General features: G+C 38.4%; 21 protein-coding genes. 15 read left to right on the top strand and 6 right to left on the bottom strand.

Features of this window, described 5'->3' with window-relative positions:
* The first annotated feature begins 128 nt into the window (after window positions 1–128).
* From asnB to ABID56_RS03655, 5 genes are all read left to right on the top strand, one after another.
* Complete coding sequence (gene asnB / locus ABID56_RS03675) at window positions 129–2,030, top strand: asparagine synthase (glutamine-hydrolyzing) (protein ID WP_354219262.1); 1,902 nt, start codon at window positions 129–131, stop codon at window positions 2,028–2,030.
* A 1,211-nt stretch (window positions 2,031–3,241) separates the two neighbouring features.
* Window positions 3,242–3,901 carry a hypothetical protein gene (locus ABID56_RS03670; RefSeq protein ID WP_354219261.1) on the top strand — a complete coding sequence of 220 codons (660 nt, stop codon included), beginning with the start codon at window positions 3,242–3,244 and terminating at the stop codon, window positions 3,899–3,901.
* Entirely contained in the window at window positions 3,879–4,304 is a 426-nt protein-coding gene (ytfJ, locus tag ABID56_RS03665) for a GerW family sporulation protein (RefSeq protein ID WP_354219260.1), read from the top strand. The genes ABID56_RS03670 and ytfJ overlap by 23 nt, the downstream gene beginning before the upstream one ends.
* A gap of 69 nt (window positions 4,305–4,373) precedes the next feature.
* Window positions 4,374–5,354, top strand: a complete 981-nt coding sequence (locus ABID56_RS03660) for a class I SAM-dependent methyltransferase (protein WP_354219259.1) — start codon at window positions 4,374–4,376, stop codon at window positions 5,352–5,354.
* 15 nt (window positions 5,355–5,369) lie between these two features.
* Window positions 5,370–6,185 (top strand): EcsC family protein, encoded by an 816-nt coding sequence (locus ABID56_RS03655; protein ID WP_354219258.1) that lies wholly within the window; start codon window positions 5,370–5,372, stop codon window positions 6,183–6,185.
* 29 nt (window positions 6,186–6,214) lie between these two features.
* Here ABID56_RS03655 and ABID56_RS03650 read toward each other — a convergent pair whose 3' ends face one another.
* On the bottom strand, window positions 6,215–6,661 hold the full coding sequence (locus tag ABID56_RS03650; protein WP_354219257.1) for a universal stress protein: 447 nt from the start codon (window positions 6,659–6,661) through the stop codon (window positions 6,215–6,217).
* Between the two features lie 157 nt (window positions 6,662–6,818).
* Between ABID56_RS03650 and ABID56_RS03645 the strand changes: the two genes are divergently transcribed.
* Together ABID56_RS03645 and ald are read left to right on the top strand one after the other, a co-directional pair.
* Window positions 6,819–7,580, top strand: coding sequence for an SDR family oxidoreductase (locus tag ABID56_RS03645; RefSeq protein WP_354219256.1), 762 nt, complete (start codon window positions 6,819–6,821; stop codon window positions 7,578–7,580).
* Window positions 7,581–7,659: 79 nt separating this feature from the next.
* The gene (gene ald / locus ABID56_RS03640) at window positions 7,660–8,772 is read left to right on the top strand and encodes an alanine dehydrogenase (RefSeq protein ID WP_354219255.1); all 1,113 of its coding nucleotides are present in this window, start codon (window positions 7,660–7,662) and stop codon (window positions 8,770–8,772) included.
* Window positions 8,773–8,822: 50 nt separating this feature from the next.
* On the opposite strand, the gene ABID56_RS03635 is transcribed toward ald, so the two are convergent.
* Window positions 8,823–9,920 carry a M24 family metallopeptidase gene (locus ABID56_RS03635; protein ID WP_354219254.1) on the bottom strand — a complete coding sequence of 366 codons (1,098 nt, stop codon included), beginning with the start codon at window positions 9,918–9,920 and terminating at the stop codon, window positions 8,823–8,825.
* A 114-nt stretch (window positions 9,921–10,034) separates the two neighbouring features.
* Between ABID56_RS03635 and ABID56_RS03630 the strand changes: the two genes are divergently transcribed.
* Both ABID56_RS03630 and ABID56_RS03625 read left to right on the top strand, forming a co-directional pair.
* A complete protein-coding gene (locus tag ABID56_RS03630; RefSeq protein WP_354219253.1) occupies window positions 10,035–10,715 on the top strand; it encodes a metal-dependent hydrolase in 681 nt (226 codons plus the stop codon).
* A 114-nt stretch (window positions 10,716–10,829) separates the two neighbouring features.
* Complete coding sequence (locus ABID56_RS03625) at window positions 10,830–12,134, top strand: DRTGG domain-containing protein (RefSeq protein ID WP_354219252.1); 1,305 nt, start codon at window positions 10,830–10,832, stop codon at window positions 12,132–12,134.
* Here the strand turns inward: ABID56_RS03625 and ABID56_RS03620 are convergent.
* Complete coding sequence (locus ABID56_RS03620) at window positions 12,131–12,436, bottom strand: YtpI family protein (protein ID WP_354219251.1); 306 nt, start codon at window positions 12,434–12,436, stop codon at window positions 12,131–12,133. The genes ABID56_RS03625 and ABID56_RS03620 overlap by 4 nt on opposite strands.
* Before the next feature lie 96 nt (window positions 12,437–12,532).
* On the opposite strand from ABID56_RS03620, the gene ABID56_RS03615 reads away from it, so the two are divergent.
* Entirely contained in the window at window positions 12,533–13,468 is a 936-nt protein-coding gene (locus ABID56_RS03615; RefSeq protein WP_354219250.1) for a DHH family phosphoesterase, read from the top strand.
* 37 nt (window positions 13,469–13,505) lie between these two features.
* Here the strand turns inward: ABID56_RS03615 and ABID56_RS03610 are convergent, their stop codons facing one another.
* The 3 genes from ABID56_RS03610 to ABID56_RS03600 all read right to left on the bottom strand — a co-directional run bounded on the left by ABID56_RS03610 (window position 13,506) and on the right by ABID56_RS03600 (window position 14,665).
* Complete coding sequence (locus ABID56_RS03610; RefSeq protein ID WP_354219249.1) at window positions 13,506–13,697, bottom strand: YtzJ family protein; 192 nt, start codon at window positions 13,695–13,697, stop codon at window positions 13,506–13,508.
* Window positions 13,698–13,827: 130 nt separating this feature from the next.
* Window positions 13,828–14,334, bottom strand: coding sequence for a sporulation membrane protein YtrI (gene ytrI / locus ABID56_RS03605; RefSeq protein WP_354219248.1), 507 nt, complete (start codon window positions 14,332–14,334; stop codon window positions 13,828–13,830).
* Between the two features lies 1 nt (window position 14,335).
* Window positions 14,336–14,665 (bottom strand): YtrH family sporulation protein, encoded by a 330-nt coding sequence (locus ABID56_RS03600; protein WP_354219247.1) that lies wholly within the window; start codon window positions 14,663–14,665, stop codon window positions 14,336–14,338.
* A 167-nt stretch (window positions 14,666–14,832) separates the two neighbouring features.
* Here ABID56_RS03600 and dnaE point away from each other — a divergent pair, with 167 nt between their 5' ends.
* The 5 genes from dnaE to accA all read left to right on the top strand — a co-directional run bounded on the left by dnaE (window position 14,833) and on the right by accA (window position 22,018).
* Window positions 14,833–18,147, top strand: a complete 3,315-nt coding sequence (dnaE, locus tag ABID56_RS03595; protein WP_354219246.1) for a DNA polymerase III subunit alpha — start codon at window positions 14,833–14,835, stop codon at window positions 18,145–18,147.
* 139 nt (window positions 18,148–18,286) lie between these two features.
* Window positions 18,287–19,486, top strand: a complete 1,200-nt coding sequence (gene ystJ / locus ABID56_RS03590; protein WP_354219317.1) for an NADP-dependent malic enzyme — start codon at window positions 18,287–18,289, stop codon at window positions 19,484–19,486.
* Window positions 19,487–19,515: 29 nt separating this feature from the next.
* On the top strand, window positions 19,516–20,124 hold the full coding sequence (locus ABID56_RS03585; protein WP_354219245.1) for a FadR/GntR family transcriptional regulator: 609 nt from the start codon (window positions 19,516–19,518) through the stop codon (window positions 20,122–20,124).
* A 71-nt stretch (window positions 20,125–20,195) separates the two neighbouring features.
* Entirely contained in the window at window positions 20,196–21,056 is an 861-nt protein-coding gene (gene accD / locus ABID56_RS03580; RefSeq protein WP_354219244.1) for an acetyl-CoA carboxylase, carboxyltransferase subunit beta, read from the top strand.
* Entirely contained in the window at window positions 21,053–22,018 is a 966-nt protein-coding gene (gene accA / locus ABID56_RS03575) for an acetyl-CoA carboxylase carboxyl transferase subunit alpha (RefSeq protein WP_354219243.1), read from the top strand. The genes accD and accA overlap by 4 nt, the downstream gene beginning before the upstream one ends.
* Window positions 22,019–22,026: the final 8 nt, after the last annotated feature.

The following is a 22,026-nucleotide window of genomic DNA, read 5'->3' as shown; positions in this document are numbered from 1 at the left end:
AACAACAATTATCAAACGGTGAGAATCATTCTATATTTCTCCAATGAATTTTGTTTGAAGCTAATGATGAGTTCTTCAGTCAATATATAAAAGGTTAAATACATAATTTAAGAAAAGAGGTAATAAAAGTGTGTGGTTTTGTTGGTATATTGAAAAATTACTGGGATAAGAATTTAAATTTCAAAGAACATGTTACTGAGAGTATTGTAGAAAGAAATCAATTAATCAGACATCGGGGTCCAGATGATGAAGGTTATTATGAAGATGATTATATACTTTTTGGTTTTCGTCGTCTAAGTATAATTGATATTGAAAGCGGGCATCAGCCATTCACTTATAATGATGATCAATATTGGATGGTATACAATGGTGAGGTATATAATTATGTTGAATTAAGAAAAGATTTAACTGAAAAAGGATATGAGTTTTCGACCGAATCTGACACGGAAGTTATAATAGCAATGTTTCAAGAGTATGGTGTAGGATCATTTGAAAAGCTCCGTGGTATGTTCGCTATACTCATTTGGGATAAAAGAAACCAAACGTTATATGGTGCAAGAGATCGCTTCGGAATAAAACCTCTATATTATAAAGAGGGACAAAATGGAGTGTATTTTGCTTCGGAGAAAAAAAGCTTACTTTCTAAAGATGGTGAAGCGATAAATCGTGAAGCACTACAACATTATCTGAGCTTTCAATATGTACCCGAGCCATATTCAATGAATGAAAAAATTAATAAAATTGAGCCCGGACATTATTTTGTAAAACCAATTGATGCAAAGCTTACTTTCCACTGTTATTTTCAGGCAACATTTGAACCGGTACAACAAGATAAAAAACTTTTAACTAATAAAATTAAAGATGTTTTGTTTGATTCAGTCAGTGTACATATGAGAAGTGATGTACCAGTGGGGGCCTTCCTTTCAGGTGGGATTGATTCATCATTAGTTGTTGCAATGGCAAAAGAATTCAATCCTAATATCAAAACATTTTCAGTAGGTTTTAAACAGGAAGGGTATTCAGAAATAGACGTGGCAAAAGAAACAGCAGAAAGCCTTGGGGTTGAAAACTATTCATATATAATTTCTCCAGAAGAATTTATTGCTGAACTTCCTAAAATAATGTGGCATCTTGATGATCCTCTAGCAGATCCTGCGTGTGTACCTTTATATTTTGTAGCAAAGGAAGCAAAAAAACATGTAAAGGTAGTTTTATCAGGAGAAGGAGCAGATGAATTGTTCGGTGGATATAACATTTATCGTGAACCGGAATCCTTAAAGGTGTTCCAATTTACACCAAAAGTAATTAAGCGAATATTATCGAAAGTAGCGCAAGTTATTCCTGAAGGGGTCAAAGGGAAAAGTTTTTTAGAGCGAGGAACACAGCCTTTAGAAAAACGTTACATTGGAAACGCAAAAATGTTTGAAGAAAACGATAAAAAGAATGTTTTAAAAATACATCAAGACAATATTTCATATCAACAAATAACTTTACCACTTTATCAATCAGTAGGAAGTGAGAACCTTGTGAATCAGATGCAATACATAGACATTCATACTTGGTTACGTGGCGATATTCTTTTAAAAGCTGATAGAATGACTATGGCTCATTCATTAGAGTTAAGGGTCCCTTTCCTTGATAAAGAAGTGTTTGATATAGCCCGTCAATTACCAGTTAATCAAAAGATTGCAGAAGGGACAACAAAGCATTTATTACGTTCATCGGCTAGAGGTATTGTACCAGATCATGTTTTGGATCGTAAAAAATTAGGATTCCCTGTACCCATTCGGCATTGGCTTAAAAATGAATTAAATGGTTGGGCGCGCACCTTAATTAGTGAGAGTCAAACAAGTGACATTCTGGACAAAAAAGTGATAATAGAACTTCTAGAGGATCATTGCAAAGGGAAAGCTGATAATAGCCGAAAGTTGTGGACAATACTAATGTTTATGTTATGGCATCAGATATATATAGAAAATAAATTTGATACAGAAAAATTTATTTCGAAGAGAAAACAAATTGCGATTTAAAAATGATTATTCTCAACATCAAACATAATACTCAAAAACATTTTAAGATATATTAGCTTTAATAGAAGTTAGTAAAGTTTTAAACATTAGTAATAGTGTTCCTCTACAAACAAACTGTATTTTTCTGCTTTTCAATTAGACAATGTAAATAATGAATTAACTTAAGCAGTCTTATTATATTTGCTTGCTGAACTATATCCCAGTTAGTGGACTTATTAAAATGTCCCTGACTGGGATTTAATATTTTTTGATTGATTTACGTAAACATTAGCTTTAAAAAATTAGTATTAATAGTGGACATACATTAAGGCAAGTGTAAGCGTCAAGTAAAAATGAACACTTTTTGCTAATTAATTCTGAACACTTTCTTCCTGAAATATGGATTTTCTTTTTCTCTCATTTGAAACGCTGGATTAAGAGGTAGAAAAATTAAACTCTTATAGTTGAATGTGGAATTCGGATGAGCACCTAAATAAGCTTGATGATCCATTTTCCTAAAATCAGGTGATGCATATAATCGCACATTGGTTCTCCACTTGCACATGGCGGCCCCACTATGTCTCTCGGCGCCTCGGCGCGTAAATTCCTTCGTTCAACCTATCCATGTATGGATGTCGAAAATACTCCTAAAGTGGGTCTAAGCCCTGATGGTGAAATAACGAACGGCTTCTATATAATAGTTTTGCACCGATCGATGCAAGTCTATTATATAGGAGGTAGTGGACTTACTGATGTCATAAGTGGTTCAAAAATATGTCTTTATTGAATCAAAAAAATGGCGAAGATGGACTTATTGAATATCCATCTTCATTACGTTAATGTATAATGCTTCAATATTAGCTGCCGATCGTATTAACGCTGAATTAAACTATAAACAATCGGCTTAAAAAAAGTAAAATATAGATTAAAAATTATGAAAATTTTGTCGTTTCAAAGAAAGTGATTATGAAATTGGTTATCTTACAATTAATTTTAATTTTCTATAAATGAAGCCAATGGTCTCAATATAATTAGATTTGATTCGAAAATAAAAGCGAATAAACTTATTTTTTCGGGTTCATTTGAGGATTCGTTGGGCTTACTTTGTTTCTCACTCCATGCTAAAAAGGAAATGGTGGATAACATCTTCGAGGACATTACTCACTAATCTTTAGTTTTTTGTATAATTATTCCTTTACAAGCCATATTAAGATTGTCAGGGGTGAATAAAGATGGTGATCGTCATCATAATAATGGCAGTCTTAATTATCGCATTGATGTTTGTTATGTTTACAAAGTTGACGTTGACACTAACAATTACATACGTCGATCACCGACAAGACATTTATATGCGTTTGTCATGGCTGAAGCAAACGATTATAAAACGGACGATACCATTAATTGAGCTTGATGATCACTTATCAATGAACGTCGTTGAAAAAGATCAAGTTTTTCAACACCATGGAACCGAAAAAAAGAAACATTACAACACAGATGACCTTAAACGTGAATGGACTGTAGTTGATAAAATGATTGACTTAAAACAAGATGTCTTGCCGCGTGTCAAACAGTTGATGCAAAAAATACACGTACAACAGTTTAATTGGATGAGTGAAATTGGGACATCTAAAGCGGATCACACAGCGACGTTAGTGGGCATGGCTTACGGTTTCAAAAGTGTTATCTGTCACACGGTAGCGCGTTTTTTGACGGTAACGAAACCTTTGCAGTACGACGTATCACCTAATTATCAAACGAAAACGGTCAGGACGAATGCAACGTGTATAATGTCGATTCGCATCGGTCACATTATATGTGACGGTTTGTCGATCGCATGGCAATATCAAAAACTTAAGAGGTGGTATAAAAATGAGCGAACATCCTATTCATAACATGATGGAAACAGCGATGGAAAATTTAAAAGATATGATTGACGTTAATACGATTGTGGGCGATCCAATTGAAACGCCAGATAAATCAACAGTTATTTTAACCGTATCACGTGTCGGATTCGGTTTTGCCTCAGGTGGGAGTGAGTTTCAAACGTCTTCTCAACAAGATGCGACAACACAATCGAATTTACCGTACGGTGGAGGTGCAGGTGGTGGTGTATCTATTACACCGATTGCCTTTTTAATTGTAAGAGCAAATGATGTACAAATGGTTCATCTCGATGAAAACACCCATATCGTCGAAAAATTAATTGACTTAGCTCCGCAAGCTGTTGAGAAAGTGCAACATTATTTAAATAAACAACAATCTGAATGGTCATCATCAACCGAAACGCCAGAGTAGTCTATAGCTGTCAAAGTCCTTTAATGTCTGCTAAAATAAGACTGTATTATGATTCACGGAGGGACTTTGATGGAGCAACAAATTGATAATCTGTTCACATGGTTAGATGAAACGACGACAATGATTGAACAGGAAGAACATACACCTTATATTGAAGCATTAATCGCAGCCAGTAATCTTCTGTTTGAACAAGAAGTACCTGACGATTTAGAACCTCAATATCGCCAAAAATTAGTTGAACAGGTCCAATCTGTTCAATTTGATCAATTCGACAAAGAAGCGCGTCGAAAAGCGATGCAATTAGCGATATTAAAAGGAATGAAAGGTGCGACTCAACAACATCATTACATTACACCTGACACGATCGGAGTCTTTATAGGGTATTTAATTAATAAATTTATGGATGAGGAGACATCTTATCGTTTATTTGACCCAGCAGCTGGTTCAAGTAATTTGCTACTCACAGTTTTGAATCAACAAGACCATTTAGATGTTGAAGCTTACGGGAGCGAAGTTGACCCGACGTTGATTCGGTTAGCTTTCAATAATACGAATTTACAAGAGCGAGAAATTGAGTATTTTCATCAAGATAGCCTAAAACCGATTTTATTAGAGCCAGTTGACGTGGTGACATCTGATTTACCAGTTGGGTTTTATCCGGATGATGATACTGCCAGTTCATATGAATTGAAGGCAGAAGAAGGTCACTCTTTTGCTCATCATTTATTTATTGAGCAAAGTTTGAAGTATGTCAAAGAAGGCGGTTATTTATTTTTTGTTGTGCCGAGTTTCTTATTTGCGAGCGAACAAAAAGATGCATTACAAGCTTTCTTAAAACAACATGCTCATATAGTGGGTGTGCTTGAACTACCTGAGTCCATGTTCAAAGACGAAAAGTTCAAGCGTAGTATATTAGTATTACAGAAAAAAGGTGAACAAACACGTGATCCGAATAAAGTCATGTTAGCACAATTACCATCATTCAAAGATGTAGAAGGAACGAATAACGTCATTAAACAGATTGATGAATGGTTCCAAAACGATCGGTAAAAAGGGGATGTGTTCATGGGAGAGGAACGCGTTTTACGGGAATTGAATCGATGGGAACAAGAATTAGCATCGTATGTATCAAATGACTTTGAGAAGTTGTATGAAATGTGGATTCAAGAGCAATTTCATAAGTTCCCTAAAGTGATTCAGCAGCGCTTTTTCAACAGTGTCGATCAATGGTTGATATACACGTATACCTTTTTGCAAGGCACACAAACACAAAATGATGCGTATGCTCGTCTATTGCAAGTCGGACGAACTTATGATGAATCCATCAATACTGTTGAAGATTTACAAACGTTATCGATCGAAAAGCAGACGTACCTGGCTCATCAACAAGTCGCCAAAAATCGTTTATATTCATTTGTCCAAGGAGGCACAGCGGGTTCAGGCGGCTGGTTATTGCTAGGTGTGGATATTCCTCTTATGGTTGGCTTGAATTTGCGAACGATTCAACTGATTGGAACGAGTTTCGGTTATAATATGCACAACCCAATTGAGATGTTATTAGCGCTAAAAATCTTTCATGCAGGGGCGCTACCGAAACGGTTGCGTTATCAAGCGTGGGAAGAATTAAAAGAAGCGGTTCGTGAGTATGACTCTATTATGATGGATCACGACACCTTGACAGACCCAACATGGGCTGAACAACCGTTGAAGTCGATTTTCAAAACATTAGCGATTGTGTTATTCCGCAAAAAAATGATGCAAGGAATACCATTGATGAGTATTGGCATTGGTGCGGCTATGAACTACAAAACAGCCAAAGACGTGAGCGATTTTGCGACGCGTTTTTATCAATATCGTACGCTTCATACTGCGAATAAATAAAGGGTGACCAGTGGACGGTCACCCTTTATTTATTCATCTTCAGGTCTTACGACGAGTACATCGACTTTAGAGTAGCGGGTTATATGTTCTGACACACTACCGATAAAGAAACGTTCGACTGTATTCATACCAGTAGCACCACAAATAATTAAATCGGCGTTGTGTTTCGGTGCAACTTCTTTGGCGATCTTAACTTTAGGAGAGCCGTGTTCTAAATCGGTCACGACATTTTCAACACCTTCATCTTCAGCACGGTTTTGATACGTTCTTAATAGTTCCCATGCATCGTTTTGAACACGTTCAGAGACACTGCGGTCATACGCTTCAATCGTTGAATAAACCCGAGTATCAACAACGTGTGAGATGATTAATTTAGCGTTGTTACGTTTAGCAATACTAATCGCTTTTTGAAAAGCAAAATCTGATGCTTTAGAACCGTCAACTGCAATAACAACATTATGATATTCAAATGCCATATGACCCCTCCTTATTTCTATACTTTAATTATATCATGAATATCAGAAAATTCATACTGGTTGAGAAGTCGATTAACTCAGTTCTATTTCGTTCATTTTATGACGCAAACATGGTAAAATAGTTTTAGAAGATGTAGCCATGATAGGAGTTCTAATAATGAGACATGCAATTGTAACTGCGGGAACAAAAGGGTTAGGTCGAAAAATAACAGATTATTTTTTATCACTCGGATACAGTGTGACCGCCACGTATCGTTCTGACCAACAAAAAGCACAAGAATTAGTTGCGGCTCATCAATCTGATTCATATCGGTTACAAGTAGTTCATTTAGATACAATGGATAAACAATCAATTGAAAATGCTATAAATGAAGCCTACCAACGTTTTGGTCGTATTGATTGTTTAATCAGCAATGCTGGGCCATATATTTTTGAGCGTAAAAAATTGCTTGATTACACTGAAGATGAGTGGCATGAAATGGTACGAGGTAATTTAGATGCCTCTTTTTATTTATTGCGAAACGTTTTGCCGATTATGCGTGAACAACAATTCGGTAGGGTATTATTTCTCGGATTTCAAGGTGTCGACTATAGCTCAGGTTGGATTTATCGATCAGCTTTTGCCTCAGCTAAAGTCGGATTAGCTTCATTGATGAAGACCGTCGCTTTAGAGGAAGCAGAACATCATATTACAGCGAACATGGTAGCACCCGGGAAAATCGCTGGTGATATGAAAGAAGCCTCCATTAGCGAAAGTCGAAATCAACCCGATACAGAAACGCCTGTTGGACGACCAGGGTCTGGTGAGGATATCGCTAGAACCGTTGCTTATTTATGTGGTGACGATTCGGATATGATTACAGGTACCGTTGTTGAAGTGACAGGTGGACTTGATGTTATTCATAAACATTTATCATGATGATACTAAAAATATGTAATCCATGTTATAGTTAAAACGGTTACATAATTTATAAATAGTCACAATAGGAGGTTTAGCTATGAAAATTGGCGTGCCAAAGGAAATTAAGAACAACGAAAATCGTGTGGCGCTAACACCTGCAGGGGTTATGACGTTATCAAAAGCAGGTCATGAGTTGTTTGTTGAAACAAACGCAGGAGATGGATCAGGTTTCACGGATGAACAGTATCGTGAAGCAGGAGCGACTGTCGTTCAATCAGCAAAAGAAACGTGGCAACAAGAAATGGTCATGAAGGTCAAAGAACCACTGCCAGAAGAGTATGATTACTTTTATGAAGGCCTTATATTATTTACTTATTTACATTTAGCGGCAGAACCAGAACTTACGCAAGCACTGATTGACCATAAAGTGACAGGTATAGCGTATGAAACGGTTGAATCAGAACAAGGCACACTACCATTACTAACACCGATGAGTGAAGTTGCAGGTCGTATGGCATCACAAATCGGGGCGCAATTCCTTGAGAAAACGCGCGGTGGTAAAGGTATTTTATTAAGTGGTATTCCAGGTGTTGAACGTAGTAAAGTAACGGTTATTGGTGGCGGCGTTGTTGGGACGAACGCAGCGAAAATTGCCGTTGGTTTAGGTGCAGACGTGACGATTGTCGATTTAAGTCCAACACGTTTGCGTGAATTAGATGATCTGTTCGGAAATCAAATTAATACGGTCATGTCTAACCCATTAAATATTGCTGAGCAGGCGAAACAGTCTGATTTATTAATTGGTGCAGTCCTCATTCCTGGAGCTAAAGCGCCAAAACTGGTTACAGAAGATATGGTGAAGGAAATGTCGCATGGTTCTGTGATTGTTGACGTAGCAATTGACCAAGGCGGTATTGTCGAAACGGTCGATCATATTACGACACATGATAATCCAACATATGATCGCCATGGTGTACAGCACTATGCTGTTGCGAACATGCCAGGCGCTGTCCCGCGTACGTCAACTATCGGTTTGACGAATGTGACAGTGCCTTATGCACTACAGCTTGCAAATAAAGGCTATCAAGAAGCGGTGCAAGATAATCCAGAATTAGCGAAAGGTGTTAATACGTTACAAGGATATGTGACGTACAAAGCTGTAGCTGACGCACACGGATTAGATTATAACGACTTATGGAATTTACTGTAAGATTATTAAACCCTTCGTTCATTTTTGAACGAAGGGTTATTTAAATCCAGTTATTTAATTATCTGCAATTCTTTTGGATATTGTGTTAAACTAACTGGTCCGTCTTCAGTCATATAAATATCATCTTCTATGCGCACGCCACCGACGTTTGGTTGATAAATGCCAGGCTCAATGGTAAATGTCATGCCGGCTTGTAACGGGTCTTGATTATTAGAGGCCATCGACGGAAACTCATGAACATCAATTCCCATGCCGTGTCCAATTCGGTGTGTAAAATAATCACCATAACCAGCTTGATTAATAACAGAGCGTGCTGCATCATCAATTTGACCTAAAGGTGTTCCAACATGACAGGCAGCAATCGCACGTTTCTCTGCTTCAAGAACAGTTTCATAGACCGCTTGTTGTTCATCACTCACATGCCCTACAGCTACCGTACGTGTTATGTCCGAACAGTATCCTTCATAAACGACACCTAAATCCATTAAGACGAAATCACCGTTTTCGATAGGTTTTGTACTTGGTGTCCCGTGTGGTGAGGCTGTTTTGTCGCCAGATAACACGAGAGTTGAAAATGACATATCGCGGATACCTTTTCGTTTTAATGCATATTCGACTTCAGCAATAATATCTAATTCTGTTTTACCGGGCTGGATATGTTGAACAGCTGTTTCGATTGCGAAATCCGCAAAACGAGCTGCTTCCTGTAGTTTTTCTCGTTCCGTGTCGTCTTTGATGACTCGAATGTTATTTAATACGTTCTGACCATTTTGGACGGAACCGTTTTGAGTTAATTCTTTAATTTCATGAAAACGAACGACATTTAAATGGTCTTCTTCAATGGCTAATGTCTGAGGCAATTCGCCCGTTGATGTGAGCCATTGTTTGAATTTATGCCACGGATTTTCGTGATCATAATACGTAATGACATCATGGGACCACCCGGTATGTTTAATATCTTCCAATTCTAACGCGGGCGCGATAATCGCTTGTCTTCCTGATGTGTCGATATAAACAGCAATAAGGCGCTCGTGCGCTTCAGCATAAAGGCCACTATAATAGAAGACGTTTGCTTTTGATGTTACAAAAACGCTGTCTAAGTCATGTTGTTTCAATGCATCAATTAATTGTTCGCTTCGTTTTTTCATGTTATCACCTCAAAATTTTTCTTGTTATGTGTAATCATAAACGATAACGGGTAATAAATGAATGGTGATACTATAATTGGTTGAAAATTTTAAATAATGTAGGAGGGCAAAATCATGAAAGTATCTTATCACGGTCATTCTGTCGTAAAGGTTGTAACAAACGAACATACTATTTTAATCGATCCGTTTATTTCAGGAAACGATAATTGCGATTTACAAGCTGAAGGGTTAGAAGCTGATGTGATTTTATTAACACATGGTCACAATGATCACGTCGGGGATACTGAACAAATTGCTAAAGCGAATGATGCACAAATTGTAGCTCCGTTTGAATTGGCGACTTATTTAGGTAATAAAGGATTGAATGCCCATCCAATGCATATTGGTGGCGGCCATCAATTTGATTTCGGTCATGTCAAATTAACACAAGCTTTCCATGGTTCAGCTTATACTGAAGATGACGGGACAATCGTTTATACAGGAATGCCAGCAGGTTTACTGTTAACAGTTGAAGGTAAAACGATTTATCATGCTGGGGATACTGGATTATTCTCCGATATGAAATTAATCGGTGAATTGAATGATATTGATTTAGCGTTTTTACCGATAGGCGATAATTTCACGATGGGGCCTGATGATGCACGTTTAGCAGCTGAATGGATCAAAGCTGATCGTGTAGTTCCTGTCCATTACAATACATTCCCATTGATTAATCAAGACGGAGAAGCCTTTGCGAATTCACTAGGTCAAAACGTCGGTTATGTCATGAACCCAGGTGACGCACTCGATTTATAAAATGATTTAAGCAGTCGATTCTATTCGGCTGCTTTTTTCATGTAGGTTGAATTGCTGAATGTGGCGTCAAACGATATAATGGTTTTATATGACTGTAATGGATAAGGTGAGTCGATGAGCACGAAGCATGAACAAATATTAAATTATATAGAAGCATTGCCGATTGGGTCGAAAATTTCTGTTCGCGCGATCGCAAAAGAATTAGCCGTAAGTGAAGGGACCGCTTATCGAGCCATTAAAGATGCTCAAACTACCGGCCTCGTCAGTACCATCGAACGAGTAGGGACGATACGAATCGAACAAAAACGTAAAGAAAATATCGAAAAACTAACGTTTGCAGAAGTTATTAACATCGTTGATGGACAAGTGCTCGGTGGGCGAACAGGCTTACATAAAACGCTGAATAAATTTGTTATTGGCGCGATGAAACTTGAAGCGATGATGAAGTATACGGAGAAGGGTAGCTTACTCATTGTCGGTAACCGTGTCAAAGCCCAAGAAAAGGCATTAAACGCTGGTGCTGCGATTTTAATTACAGGTGGTTTTGATACAACTGATTATGTAAAAAACTTAGCTGATCGCTATGAGTTACCTGTCATTTCGTGTTCTTACGATACGTTCACAGTGGCAGCGATGATCAACCGTGCGATTTATGACCAACTGATCAAAAAAGAGATTGTCATTGTGGACGATATTTATACGCCTTTTGATGATACACATGTCTTATACGACGACGACCTAGTATCTTCTTGGCATGCATTATACGATCAAACAAAACATAGTCGGTATCCCGTGTTAAACCGTGATCATCAAGTTGTTGGGGTTGTCACATCGAAGGATATTATTAATAAGCGAATCGATTTAAAGATCGAGAAAGTCATGGCGAATCAACCTATTACGGCAAAAGCGTCAACATCTCTTGCGAGTGCCGCGCATACAATGGTGTGGCAAGGCATTGAAATGATGCCAGTTGTAGATGATACGAATACATTTAAAGGGGTTATAAGCCGACAAGATGTGATTAAAGGTTTACAAAGTAGTCAACGCCAACCACAGATTGGTGAAACGATTGATGATCTAATTAACAAACAACTTCATTCAGATGACACAGATGGTTATTTCGCAACAGAAGTCACACCACAGATGACGAATCAGATCGGGACATTATCATACGGGGTTTTTGCTTCTCTTGTAACAGAAGCGTGTAATCAAACGTTAAAAAAAGAAAAAACAGGTGACATGGTGATTGAAAATTTATCAATCTTCTTCATGAAACCTGTTCAAATTGGTGTAATGTTAAATATTAAACCTGACTTGTTAGAATTAGGACGAAAGTTTGCCAAAATTGACGTACAAGTTTTTTCAAACGACGAATTAGTTGGGAAAGCGATGGTTATGGCTCAATTAATTAATCGTTAATCTAATTCGCCAGCGTCTTGTAATTTGATAATTTCTTCGCGATAATGTTTAAAGACTTTATAACCGTGTGTTAATTGTGCAATGCCAAGTGCTAAAAAGATAATACAAATAAACAAAGCGAATTGTGTTTGATAAAAGCCGTACGCGTTAATGCCAAATGTACTGATAAATAAACCTAAGGCAATGCGTGCCTTGCCATTAGTATATTCCATGTATAACGGGTTTTTATAGTTCAATATACGAACTTTAAAATATAAATAAAAAACGATTGAAACGACGAAAATCGTTACTAAAATAATCACGAGAAAACGCTCCTTTTTGTCATCATGAAATCCGTTTCTATTGTATCGATTTTTATGACAAAAGGCTAGTGACAATTATGCGAAAGGATTGAACGTATGCAAAACGACATTATTCAAGCGATTAAACAATATGACACAATTATCTTACACCGACATGTAAGACCAGACCCGGACGCTTATGGGTCGCAAGTTGGTTTAGCTAAATTAATTCAAGCTAACTATCCTAATAAACACGTTTATGTTGTAGGGGAAGAGGATCCGAGTTTAATGTATTTAGCTCGATTGGACGAGATTAGTGATGAGGTGTATGATCAGGCGCTTGTGATTGTTTGTGATACAGCGAATGAAGAGCGCGTTTGTGATCAGCGTTACAACAATGGTAAGCAATTGATTAAAATAGACCACCACCCAAATCGTGAGCCGTATGGAGATGTCATGTGGGTTGACCCGAATGCATCTTCGACTTGCGAGATGGTATATGAATTGTACCAAGCGTCATCAGACTGGGTGATGACGGATGAAGCTGCTCGTTTATTATACGCTGGTATTATAGCTGATACGGGTCGGTTTTTGTTTGGCAATACGACAGAGCGTACGTTTGAATCGGCTAAAGAATTAGTGACATATGATTTTGACCGTCAAGAATTGCATGATGAGATGTATCGTGTGTCGCTTAATATGGCTAAATTCAAAGGAGAATTACTAAGAACATTAGAATGCCGTGACAGTGGCTTAGTTGTGTTTAAATTAACGCAAGATATGCTTGAGCAGTATGAGATTAAGCCTGATGAGACACATGCATTCGTCAGTGTTGCGGCAGATATCGAAGGTGTTCTGGCGTGGGTCTTTTTCGTGGAGGAAGACGATGTTATACGCATTCGTCTACGGTCGAAAGGTCCAGTGATTAACGGGGTGGCTGAACAGTTTAACGGTGGCGGTCATCCAATGGCATCTGGTGCTAAAATTTCGTCTTGGGAAGAATCTGACAACGTCATTCAAGCATTAGATGACGTTTGTGAGCAATTTGAATAAATAAACAGGCCTCAGCAGCAGAGCTGAGGCCTGTTCATTATCCACTTCGATCTTGTGGAATAAACCAAGAACCTATGTCAGTGTGATCTTCGTAAATAGTTAAATTGTTTGCTTGTATACGTCGTTTCATAAGGCGGATGAGTTCTTCGGATTCGGCATAGGCAGAATAGCCATCTTTAAGACGATTAATTTTCTCGTTCGCAATGCGTTGTTTGTATTGAACAAACATAATCCTCACCTCTTTCAAAAATGTCACTTATGAATAGTTACTATTTTCTACTTTTATTATACCCAATGTCATTTGTCTATGCGCATACATATTCGAAAGTTTATAAAAACGTCACAAAGTTTTGGCAAAATTATGACGATGTTAAGTCGATTTCTAATGACATGATTAATGTTGGTGCAATTGTCATATGTCTAACCGTCAGTTGATATTTAACATCGCGAATATTGAAAACTTTATTCTCGATCGTCTGTATAAGCAATGTACGTTGTTCAGATAACGATTCGATATTTTGACCAATGATTGATTCTAATTGTGCCTGTAGCTGTTCTTCCAGTTCGTGTGTCGTAAATCGATCTAAGTCTAGTTGTTCAGCATTTGTCCATTCGATATCTGTTTCTTGAATGGTTAAACGTTGTTCAGTTTGTTGACTCAGGTCATGTTGGTCATCTTTTAGCAATTTATTCTCTTGTTTGATTTGTTGTAGTTCTTGGCGTATCGTTAAATTGTCCTCGATCCAACGCTCCGTATGTTCCCCATATACATAGAGGAAAAAGATATACCCAACGACGACACCGGTTAAAACGCCGATAAAAAACGTTTGCCAAGTCGGTTTTTTGTAATAAGGCGGGATATGCATGTTATAGATCACCTTGTGTTAACCAGTTGATTAGCGTTAATCCGGATTTAACACCACTCATAGCAGAAATGATTAAGGCAATTTGTTTAATCACATCAATGGTTGATGCTTCAAAGATCCCTTTTTCAAACGTTGATATCGCATCAAATGTACCCCCTATTGCTGCGACAATCGCCCAAATCCGAAGTTTTTTTGCTGCAAGTACCATTTCTGATAATGGAGGTTGTCCTGTTAAATAACCACCTAAGCTACCGAACAAGGCACCACCTGTTAAGACACCAAACGCGATAAAAAAACATTTTATTATTGAAATCATCATACGTTCTTCCATCTAATCGCCCTTTCAGAGGGTTGTCTATTTTAAAAATGAGATAGGTCGTGTTTTCCATTTATATGTTTATGCGATTGATTTATGTGTTTGATTTCAACTTCACGGTTTCTCCGATATAATATAGTTAAGTAGATAACAATTGAGTCGAAGCGAAAGGTGATTCATGCATGGATTTTGTACATTTGCAAGTATATAGTAGTTACACCCTGATGAAGAGTGCCGTTTCTATCGATAAAGTGGTCAAAGAAGCAAAGCAAAAAGGTTTCAATGCTTTAGCTTTGACCGATGAACATGTGTTGCATGGATCTTATCAGTTTGTCCATACGTGCCGTGAATATGGAATTAAGCCAATTGTTGGCATGTCGACAACGATATATATAGCAGATGAGTTAAGACCTGTTCGGTTTATTTTATTAGCGAAGTCTGAAACAGGTTTTCAGTCACTTGTTGGTTTATCTAATCGATTACATATTAACGAAGAACATATAACTTTATCGGAATTAGCTACGTTACCAGACATTATTCCGATCGTGTCGTTTTATCATAATGTATTTGAAGAACTGATTTACTTACAAGATGACAGTCGCATGTCTGACCTCTTGTCCATGTTAGATCGTGAGCTAGGTGATTGGTATATTAACCTTCAACCGAATGCTAATCGATTGATTGAAAATTGGTTATATCATAACGGGCGGTCGTACCAATCACAGGTCGTTGTGACGGATAATGTTCGTTTTGTTCAAGAGCGTGATGTGATCGGTTATCAAGCGTTGCAGGCGATTGATCATCAAGCAACAATAGATCAACAATCGTCTTTTCAAGATACAGCAACCCACTTGAAATCGTTAAATGAGTATGACGAAGATTTTGTGAGTGAATGGGCTGAGGCCTTTAAACGGACAAATGAATTAGCGCAAGCATGCGATATATCGATGACTCAAAAATGGTTTGATCTGCCTGTGTTTCCGAAACAAACCGATCAATCATCAGAAGAGATGTTAAAAGCGTTGTGCGAACGTGGCGTAAAACAAAAATATAGCGAAGACCGCCAACGTGATGCGTACAACCGACTTTACCATGAGCTTGAGATCATTAATAATCGGGCTTTTGCGGATTATTTCTTAATCGTATGGGATCTTGTGAAGTATGCTAAACAAGCACATATATTAGTTGGGCCAGGTCGAGGGTCAGCGGCAGGTTCCATCGTCGCTTATCTACTCAATATTACAGATGTCGATCCTATTAAGCATGAGTTATTATTTGAACGGTTTTTAAATCCAGAACGTCAGTCAATGCCTGATATTGATATTGATTTTTCTGATTATCGTCGCGATGATGTTTTGCAGTATGTTAAGAACAAATACGGCGATGATCGCGTTGCGCAAATTATTACATTCGGAACGTTCCAATCGCGTTCTACTATTCGTGAATTGGCGAAGGTGTTTCAAATCAGTCGAGAACAATTAAATTACTTATTGCAAGCTATACCACAACATGCGACGCAATTGCGAGGTATGGTGCAAGACAATTCATCATTAAAGCAATATATTTCGGAGTCAGACGTTTTAAAAAAGATGTTTCAAGCAGCGTTTGTCATTGAAGGGTTACCACGACATCATTCGGTTCATGCTGCGGGTGTTGTCATTAGTGATCGTCCATTAACTGATCGTATTCCGATGTTCCCTGGGTCTGATGGGGTATTGCTCACACAATTACCGATGGGTGAGCTTGAGTCCTTAGGGTTATTGAAAATGGATTTTCTAGGATTGCGTAATTTAACGTTAATCGAACGTATGCTTAGTCAAATTAATCAACGTGAAGGTAAACCGTTAACATTGAACAACATACCGTCCCATGACAGTAAAACTTTTCAATTACTACAAAGAGGATTTACAACGGGCGTTTTTCAGTTGGAATCTTCCGGCATGAAAAAAGCATTACGATTAATTCAACCGACGACATTTGCGGATGTTGTAGCCGTTATTTCACTGTATAGACCGGGACCGATGCAATTTATTGATACATTTGCTAATCGTAAGCATCGTCGTGAGTCAGTCGATATCATTCACGACGATTTAGCTCCGATTTTGAATGAGACATATGGTGTGCTTGTTTATCAAGAACAAATTATGCAAATAGCTAGTCAATTAGCTGGATTTTCTATGAGCCAAGCTGATTTATTGCGCCGAGCTATTAGTAAAAAAGATCGTGAACAAATTGAGGAGTTACGACAATCATTCTTAAATGGGGTTGTTGAACAAGGTTACGAAGAGTCGTTAGGGGTTCAACTATTTGATTGGATTGAGCACTTTGCGGACTACGGTTTCAATAAAAGTCACGCTGTCGCGTATTCGATGATTGCTTATCAGTTAGCTTATTTTAAAGCGCATTATCCTGCTTACTTTTATGCTGAATTATTATCGCAGGTCATGCACGATTCAGCAAAATTGGAAATGTATATAAAAGAAGCAAGGCAAATCGGCGTGCGTGTTTTACCGCCATCAGTCAATGAAAGTTTCGGGAAGTTTACGGTGAAAGACGTGAAAACGATTCGCTTTGGTTTATTAGCTATCAAAGGGTTAGGTAAACAAGCGTATGATGATATTGTGAGGGCTCGTGGCCAATCGAATTTTCAAGGGTTATTTGATTTTTGTAAGCGTGTATCGTTAAATATCGTGACACGGCCGATTTTAGAATCGTTAATAATCGTCGGTAGTTTTGATGACATTCATTCGAATCGAGCGCAATTGTTAGCATCCGTTGTACAAGCTATGGACCAAGGTGAATTATTTTCAGGTATGGATGAAATGTTCAATATGAACGTTCAATATACTGACGTACCTGATTTCTCACTACTTAAAGCGATTAATATGGAAAAAGAAGTGATGGGCTTTAGAATTAGCGAGCATCCTTTAAAGAATATGAGGCGATCTTTAACACGACAAGGATATGTTTCGATTCAACAGTTTAAGCGTATGCGACTTAAACAAGTGAACAAATTAACGGTGACGATTCACCAAGTTAAAACCATTCGAACTAAGCGGGGAGAACAAATGGCGTTTGTGACGCTTGAAGATGAGACAGGTGAAATGGATGGCGTGATATTTCCGCAATTATACCGACAAATCGGTCGAGAGGTTGATGCTGAAAAAACGATCCAAGTATCTGGACAATTAGATGAGCGACAAGGGTCTAAACAAGTTATATTACAACATGTTACGTTCGTGGATCTTGATGAATTAGAACAAGATAGTCAACAAAAAGTGTTTATAAAATTGTTAGATGGCAATGAACAAGAACAGTTGGAAGAAATTAAACGAATTCAATCGTCTTATCCAGGCCAGTCACCGATCACGGTGTATTCTAATAAACAAAATCAAGTCTATCAGCTTGCTCCATCATTTGATTTACATATTTCAGATGATAGCATCAAGGCGTTGAAAGCTTATTTTAAAGACGACCATGTTGTAGTAAAATCGTAAACAATGACGCTTATCCGTAAGCGTCACGTTTACGACTTTACATGCATTGGTAATTTGTTATAATTAATTGCGTTAGTGGTCAGACCATTATGAAAAAGGAGCGGTATAAGTGGCGAACATAAAAGCAGAAGCACTTCAAATGCATAAAGCAAACCAAGGGAAACTTGCAACGCATTCGAAAGTCCCGATTCGAAATGCGAGAGATTTAAGTTTAGCATATTCACCAGGCGTAGCAGAGCCTTGTAAAGCGATATATGACAATAAAGAAGCCGTGTTTGATTACACAATGAAAGGGAATATGGTCGGCGTCGTCACAAATGGTTCAGCTGTATTAGGACTAGGTAATATTGGGGCTGATGCATCTATTCCAGTGATGGAAGGCAAATCAGCACTATTCAAAGGATTTGCTGGTGTCGATTCATTTCCCATTGCATTAAATACAGAAAACATTGATGAATTTGTTCAAACCGTGAAATTAATGGAACCAACATTCGGTGGCATTAATTTAGAAGATATTGCAGCACCCAATTGTTTTATCATTGAAGAACGTCTAAAGAAAGAAACCAACATTCCGATTTTTCACGATGATCAACACGGAACAGCGATTGTGACAGCAGCTGGCCTCATTAATGCGTTGAAATTGTCTGGTAAATCATTCTCTGACATCAAAGTCGTTGCAAACGGTGCAGGGGCAGCAGGTATTGCGATTATTAAATTGCTTTATAACTTCGGTGTCCGTGACATGATTATGTGTGATTCACGTGGTGCTATTTATGATGGCCGAACGGAAGGGATGAATGATGTTAAAGACGAAGTTGCTAAGTTTACGAACAAAGATAAACAAGCGGGTTCTTTAGAAGAAGTGATGGAAGGTGCTGATGTGTTTATTGGGGTGTCAGTTGGTGGATTACTGTCTCAAGAGATGGTCGAATCAATGAATGACAATCCAATTATCTTTGCTATGGCCAATCCAGATCCTGAAATTTTGCCTAAAGATGCGAAAGAGGCAGGCGCTAAAGTGATTGGGACAGGGCGATCCGATTTTCCGAACCAAGTTAATAACGTATTAGCTTTTCCTGGCATTTTCCGTGGAGCCTTAGATGTAAGAGCAACACGTATTAATGAACGAATGAAAGTCGCAGCGGCTGAAGCGATTGCTGACTTAGTCGGTGATAAATTGTCACCTGATTACGTCATTCCTGAGCCGTTTGATTCGCGTGTTGCACCAGCAGTCGCAGGTGCGGTCGCCAGAGCGGCTATGGAATCAGGTGTTGCCCGTGTCGATGTTGACCCTGATGATGTTGTTCGAAAGACAGAAGAATTAACAAGTATTAACTAAGTGGAAACAACGCGTTTGAGGTGTGCCATATGTCGAACCAATCCAAAATGAAGGTCTATCAAGAAGTATTAAATGAAATTCGACGCTATATTGAAGACCGTCAGTTGCAAGATGGTGATCGAATTCCTTCAGAACGTGAACTATCTGAGCAATTAAATGCTAGTCGCTCGTCGATTCGAGAAGCGTTGCGTGCGATTGAATTATTAGGATTGATTGAAACACGACATGGTGAAGGGACATTTCTGCGCACCTACAAACCGTATCAGTCGGTAGAACTGCTATCGACATTTGTGTTGACAGAAGCGAACACAAAAGATGAACTAACAGACGTTCAGTTTATGCTTGAACAGCTATGTTTACGAGAACTTAGTCAAAAGGAATCTTTAGAGTTAACATCGATAGAACAAATGGTTTCAGATCATGAAGCGGTGCATACGACGATTTTTATCCAATTATTCAATCTATTAGGGAATCAATTGCTATTAAAAATATGGCATTTAGTGGTGAGTTTTAATCAAACGATAGATCAACAAAGGTCTAATCAGTTAACCATTCAGCCATTTTTGAAAGCTTTTATAAACCGTCAATTTGATAAAGCATTGAACTACCACATGATGATGTACGACTCTACTGAATGAATATATGACAAGTTTTGCAATGACATTGATGTAAACTAAAGTTAAGTGTCCGGGTAAAAGGAGGAATCAGCTTGTTAAAAGACATGTTCAACCGTAAGCGTAAATACGCGACGGTATCAAAACAGGAAGAGCATGAAGATTTGCCTGAGGGGTTAATGATTAAGTGTCCGTCTTGTCGGAAAATATTTTACCGAAAAGAAATAGAAAAGAATTTACTTACGTGTCCAAATTGTCAGCACCATCATCAAATGTCAGCCCCAGAGCGAATTGATACATTATTTGACGATGGATCGTTCGAGGAATGGGATGCTGATTTAACCTCTGAAAATCCATTAGAATTTCCGGATTATTTAGAGAAAGTCGAGAAAGATCAGAAGAAAACAGGAATTAATGAAGCTGTCGTCACCGGACGTGGCACGATTAACGGGTTACCAACCGCCATTGGTGTGATGGATGCTCGATTCCGTATGGGGAGTATGGGCTCTGTCGTTGGTGAAAAAATAGCAAGAGCCATTGAGAAGGCGAACGAACAAGGCTTACCATTTATTTTATTCACGGCATCGGGTGGTGCAAGAATGCAAGAAGGCGTTCTCAGTTTAATGCAAATGACGAAAACATCCGTGGCGTTAGAACGGTTTGATCGATCAGGTGGCCTGTTTATCTCATACATGACAAACCCAACAACAGGTGGTGTGTCAGCTAGTTTTGCTTCGTTAGGTGATTATAATTTCGCAGAGCCAGAAGCATTGATTGGTTTCGCAGGCCGTCGTATTATTGAACAAACGATTCGCGAAAAGCTACCAGATGATTTTCAAACGGCTGAATTTTTATTTAAACATGGACAACTTGATCGCGTTGTGCCAAGACATGAAATGAAAGAAACGATTACAACGATCCTCGATATCCACCAAATGGGAGGTGGCCAAGCATGAAGCATGCATTACCATTCGAAAAACCTGTCGTCGAGTTGCGCGAAAAGATTGCTGAATTAAAAAGCTTCACGAGTGAGAGTGACGTCGATTTAAGTGGCGAAATTGAAACGCTAGAAAACCGTCTAGAACAATTAGAAAAAGAAGTGTATGGCAATATGACGCCGTGGGATCGAGTGCAAATGGCGCGTCATGCAGAACGCCCGACAACACTCGATTACATTAATCAAGTGTTCACCGATTTCCTTGAAATGCACGGGGACCGTTCATATGGTGATGATGAAGCGATTGTCGGTGGTATCGCTAAATTCAATGGTCAACCTGTTACAGTTATCGGTCATCAACGCGGAAAAGATACTAAAGATAATTTGCGACGCAATTTCGGTATGCCACATCCTGAAGGGTATCGCAAAGCCTTACGCTTAATGAAACAAGCTGAGAAGTTTAATCGTCCAATTGTGACGTTCATCGATACAAAAGGCGCTTATCCTGGTAAAGCTGCAGAAGAACGTGGTCAAAGTGAAGCGATTGCACGAAATCTGCGAGAGATGGCAGGATTAACAGTTCCGGTTATTTGTATCGTCATTGGTGAAGGCGGTAGTGGTGGTGCTTTAGGTATCAGTGTAGGTGATCGTTTATTTATGCTAGAGAATGCCACATACTCTGTCATTTCACCTGAAGGCGCTGCGGCTTTACTATGGAAAGATTCGAATTTAGCTCAACAAGCAGCTGAAAAAATGCGCATTACGTCGTATGACTTAAAAGATTTAGGCATTATTGATGATGTTATTGATGAAATTCAAGGCGGTGCACACAGAGATTTAGAGCAACAAGCTGACTGGATTTCGAATCACTTAGAAACGGAATTATCGACACTCAATGCTTTATCGCAAGACCAATTGTTAGAGAAGCGTTGGGAAAAATATAAACAAATCGGCGCTGTTGCGTCTGTTGTTCAAACTTAAGGGGCTGT

Source organism: Alkalibacillus flavidus (assembly GCF_040545925.1).
GTDB classification, from domain to species: Bacteria; Bacillota; Bacilli; order Bacillales; family Alkalibacillaceae; genus Alkalibacillus; species Alkalibacillus flavidus.
This window is presented reverse-complemented; position numbering and strand designations above follow the sequence as displayed.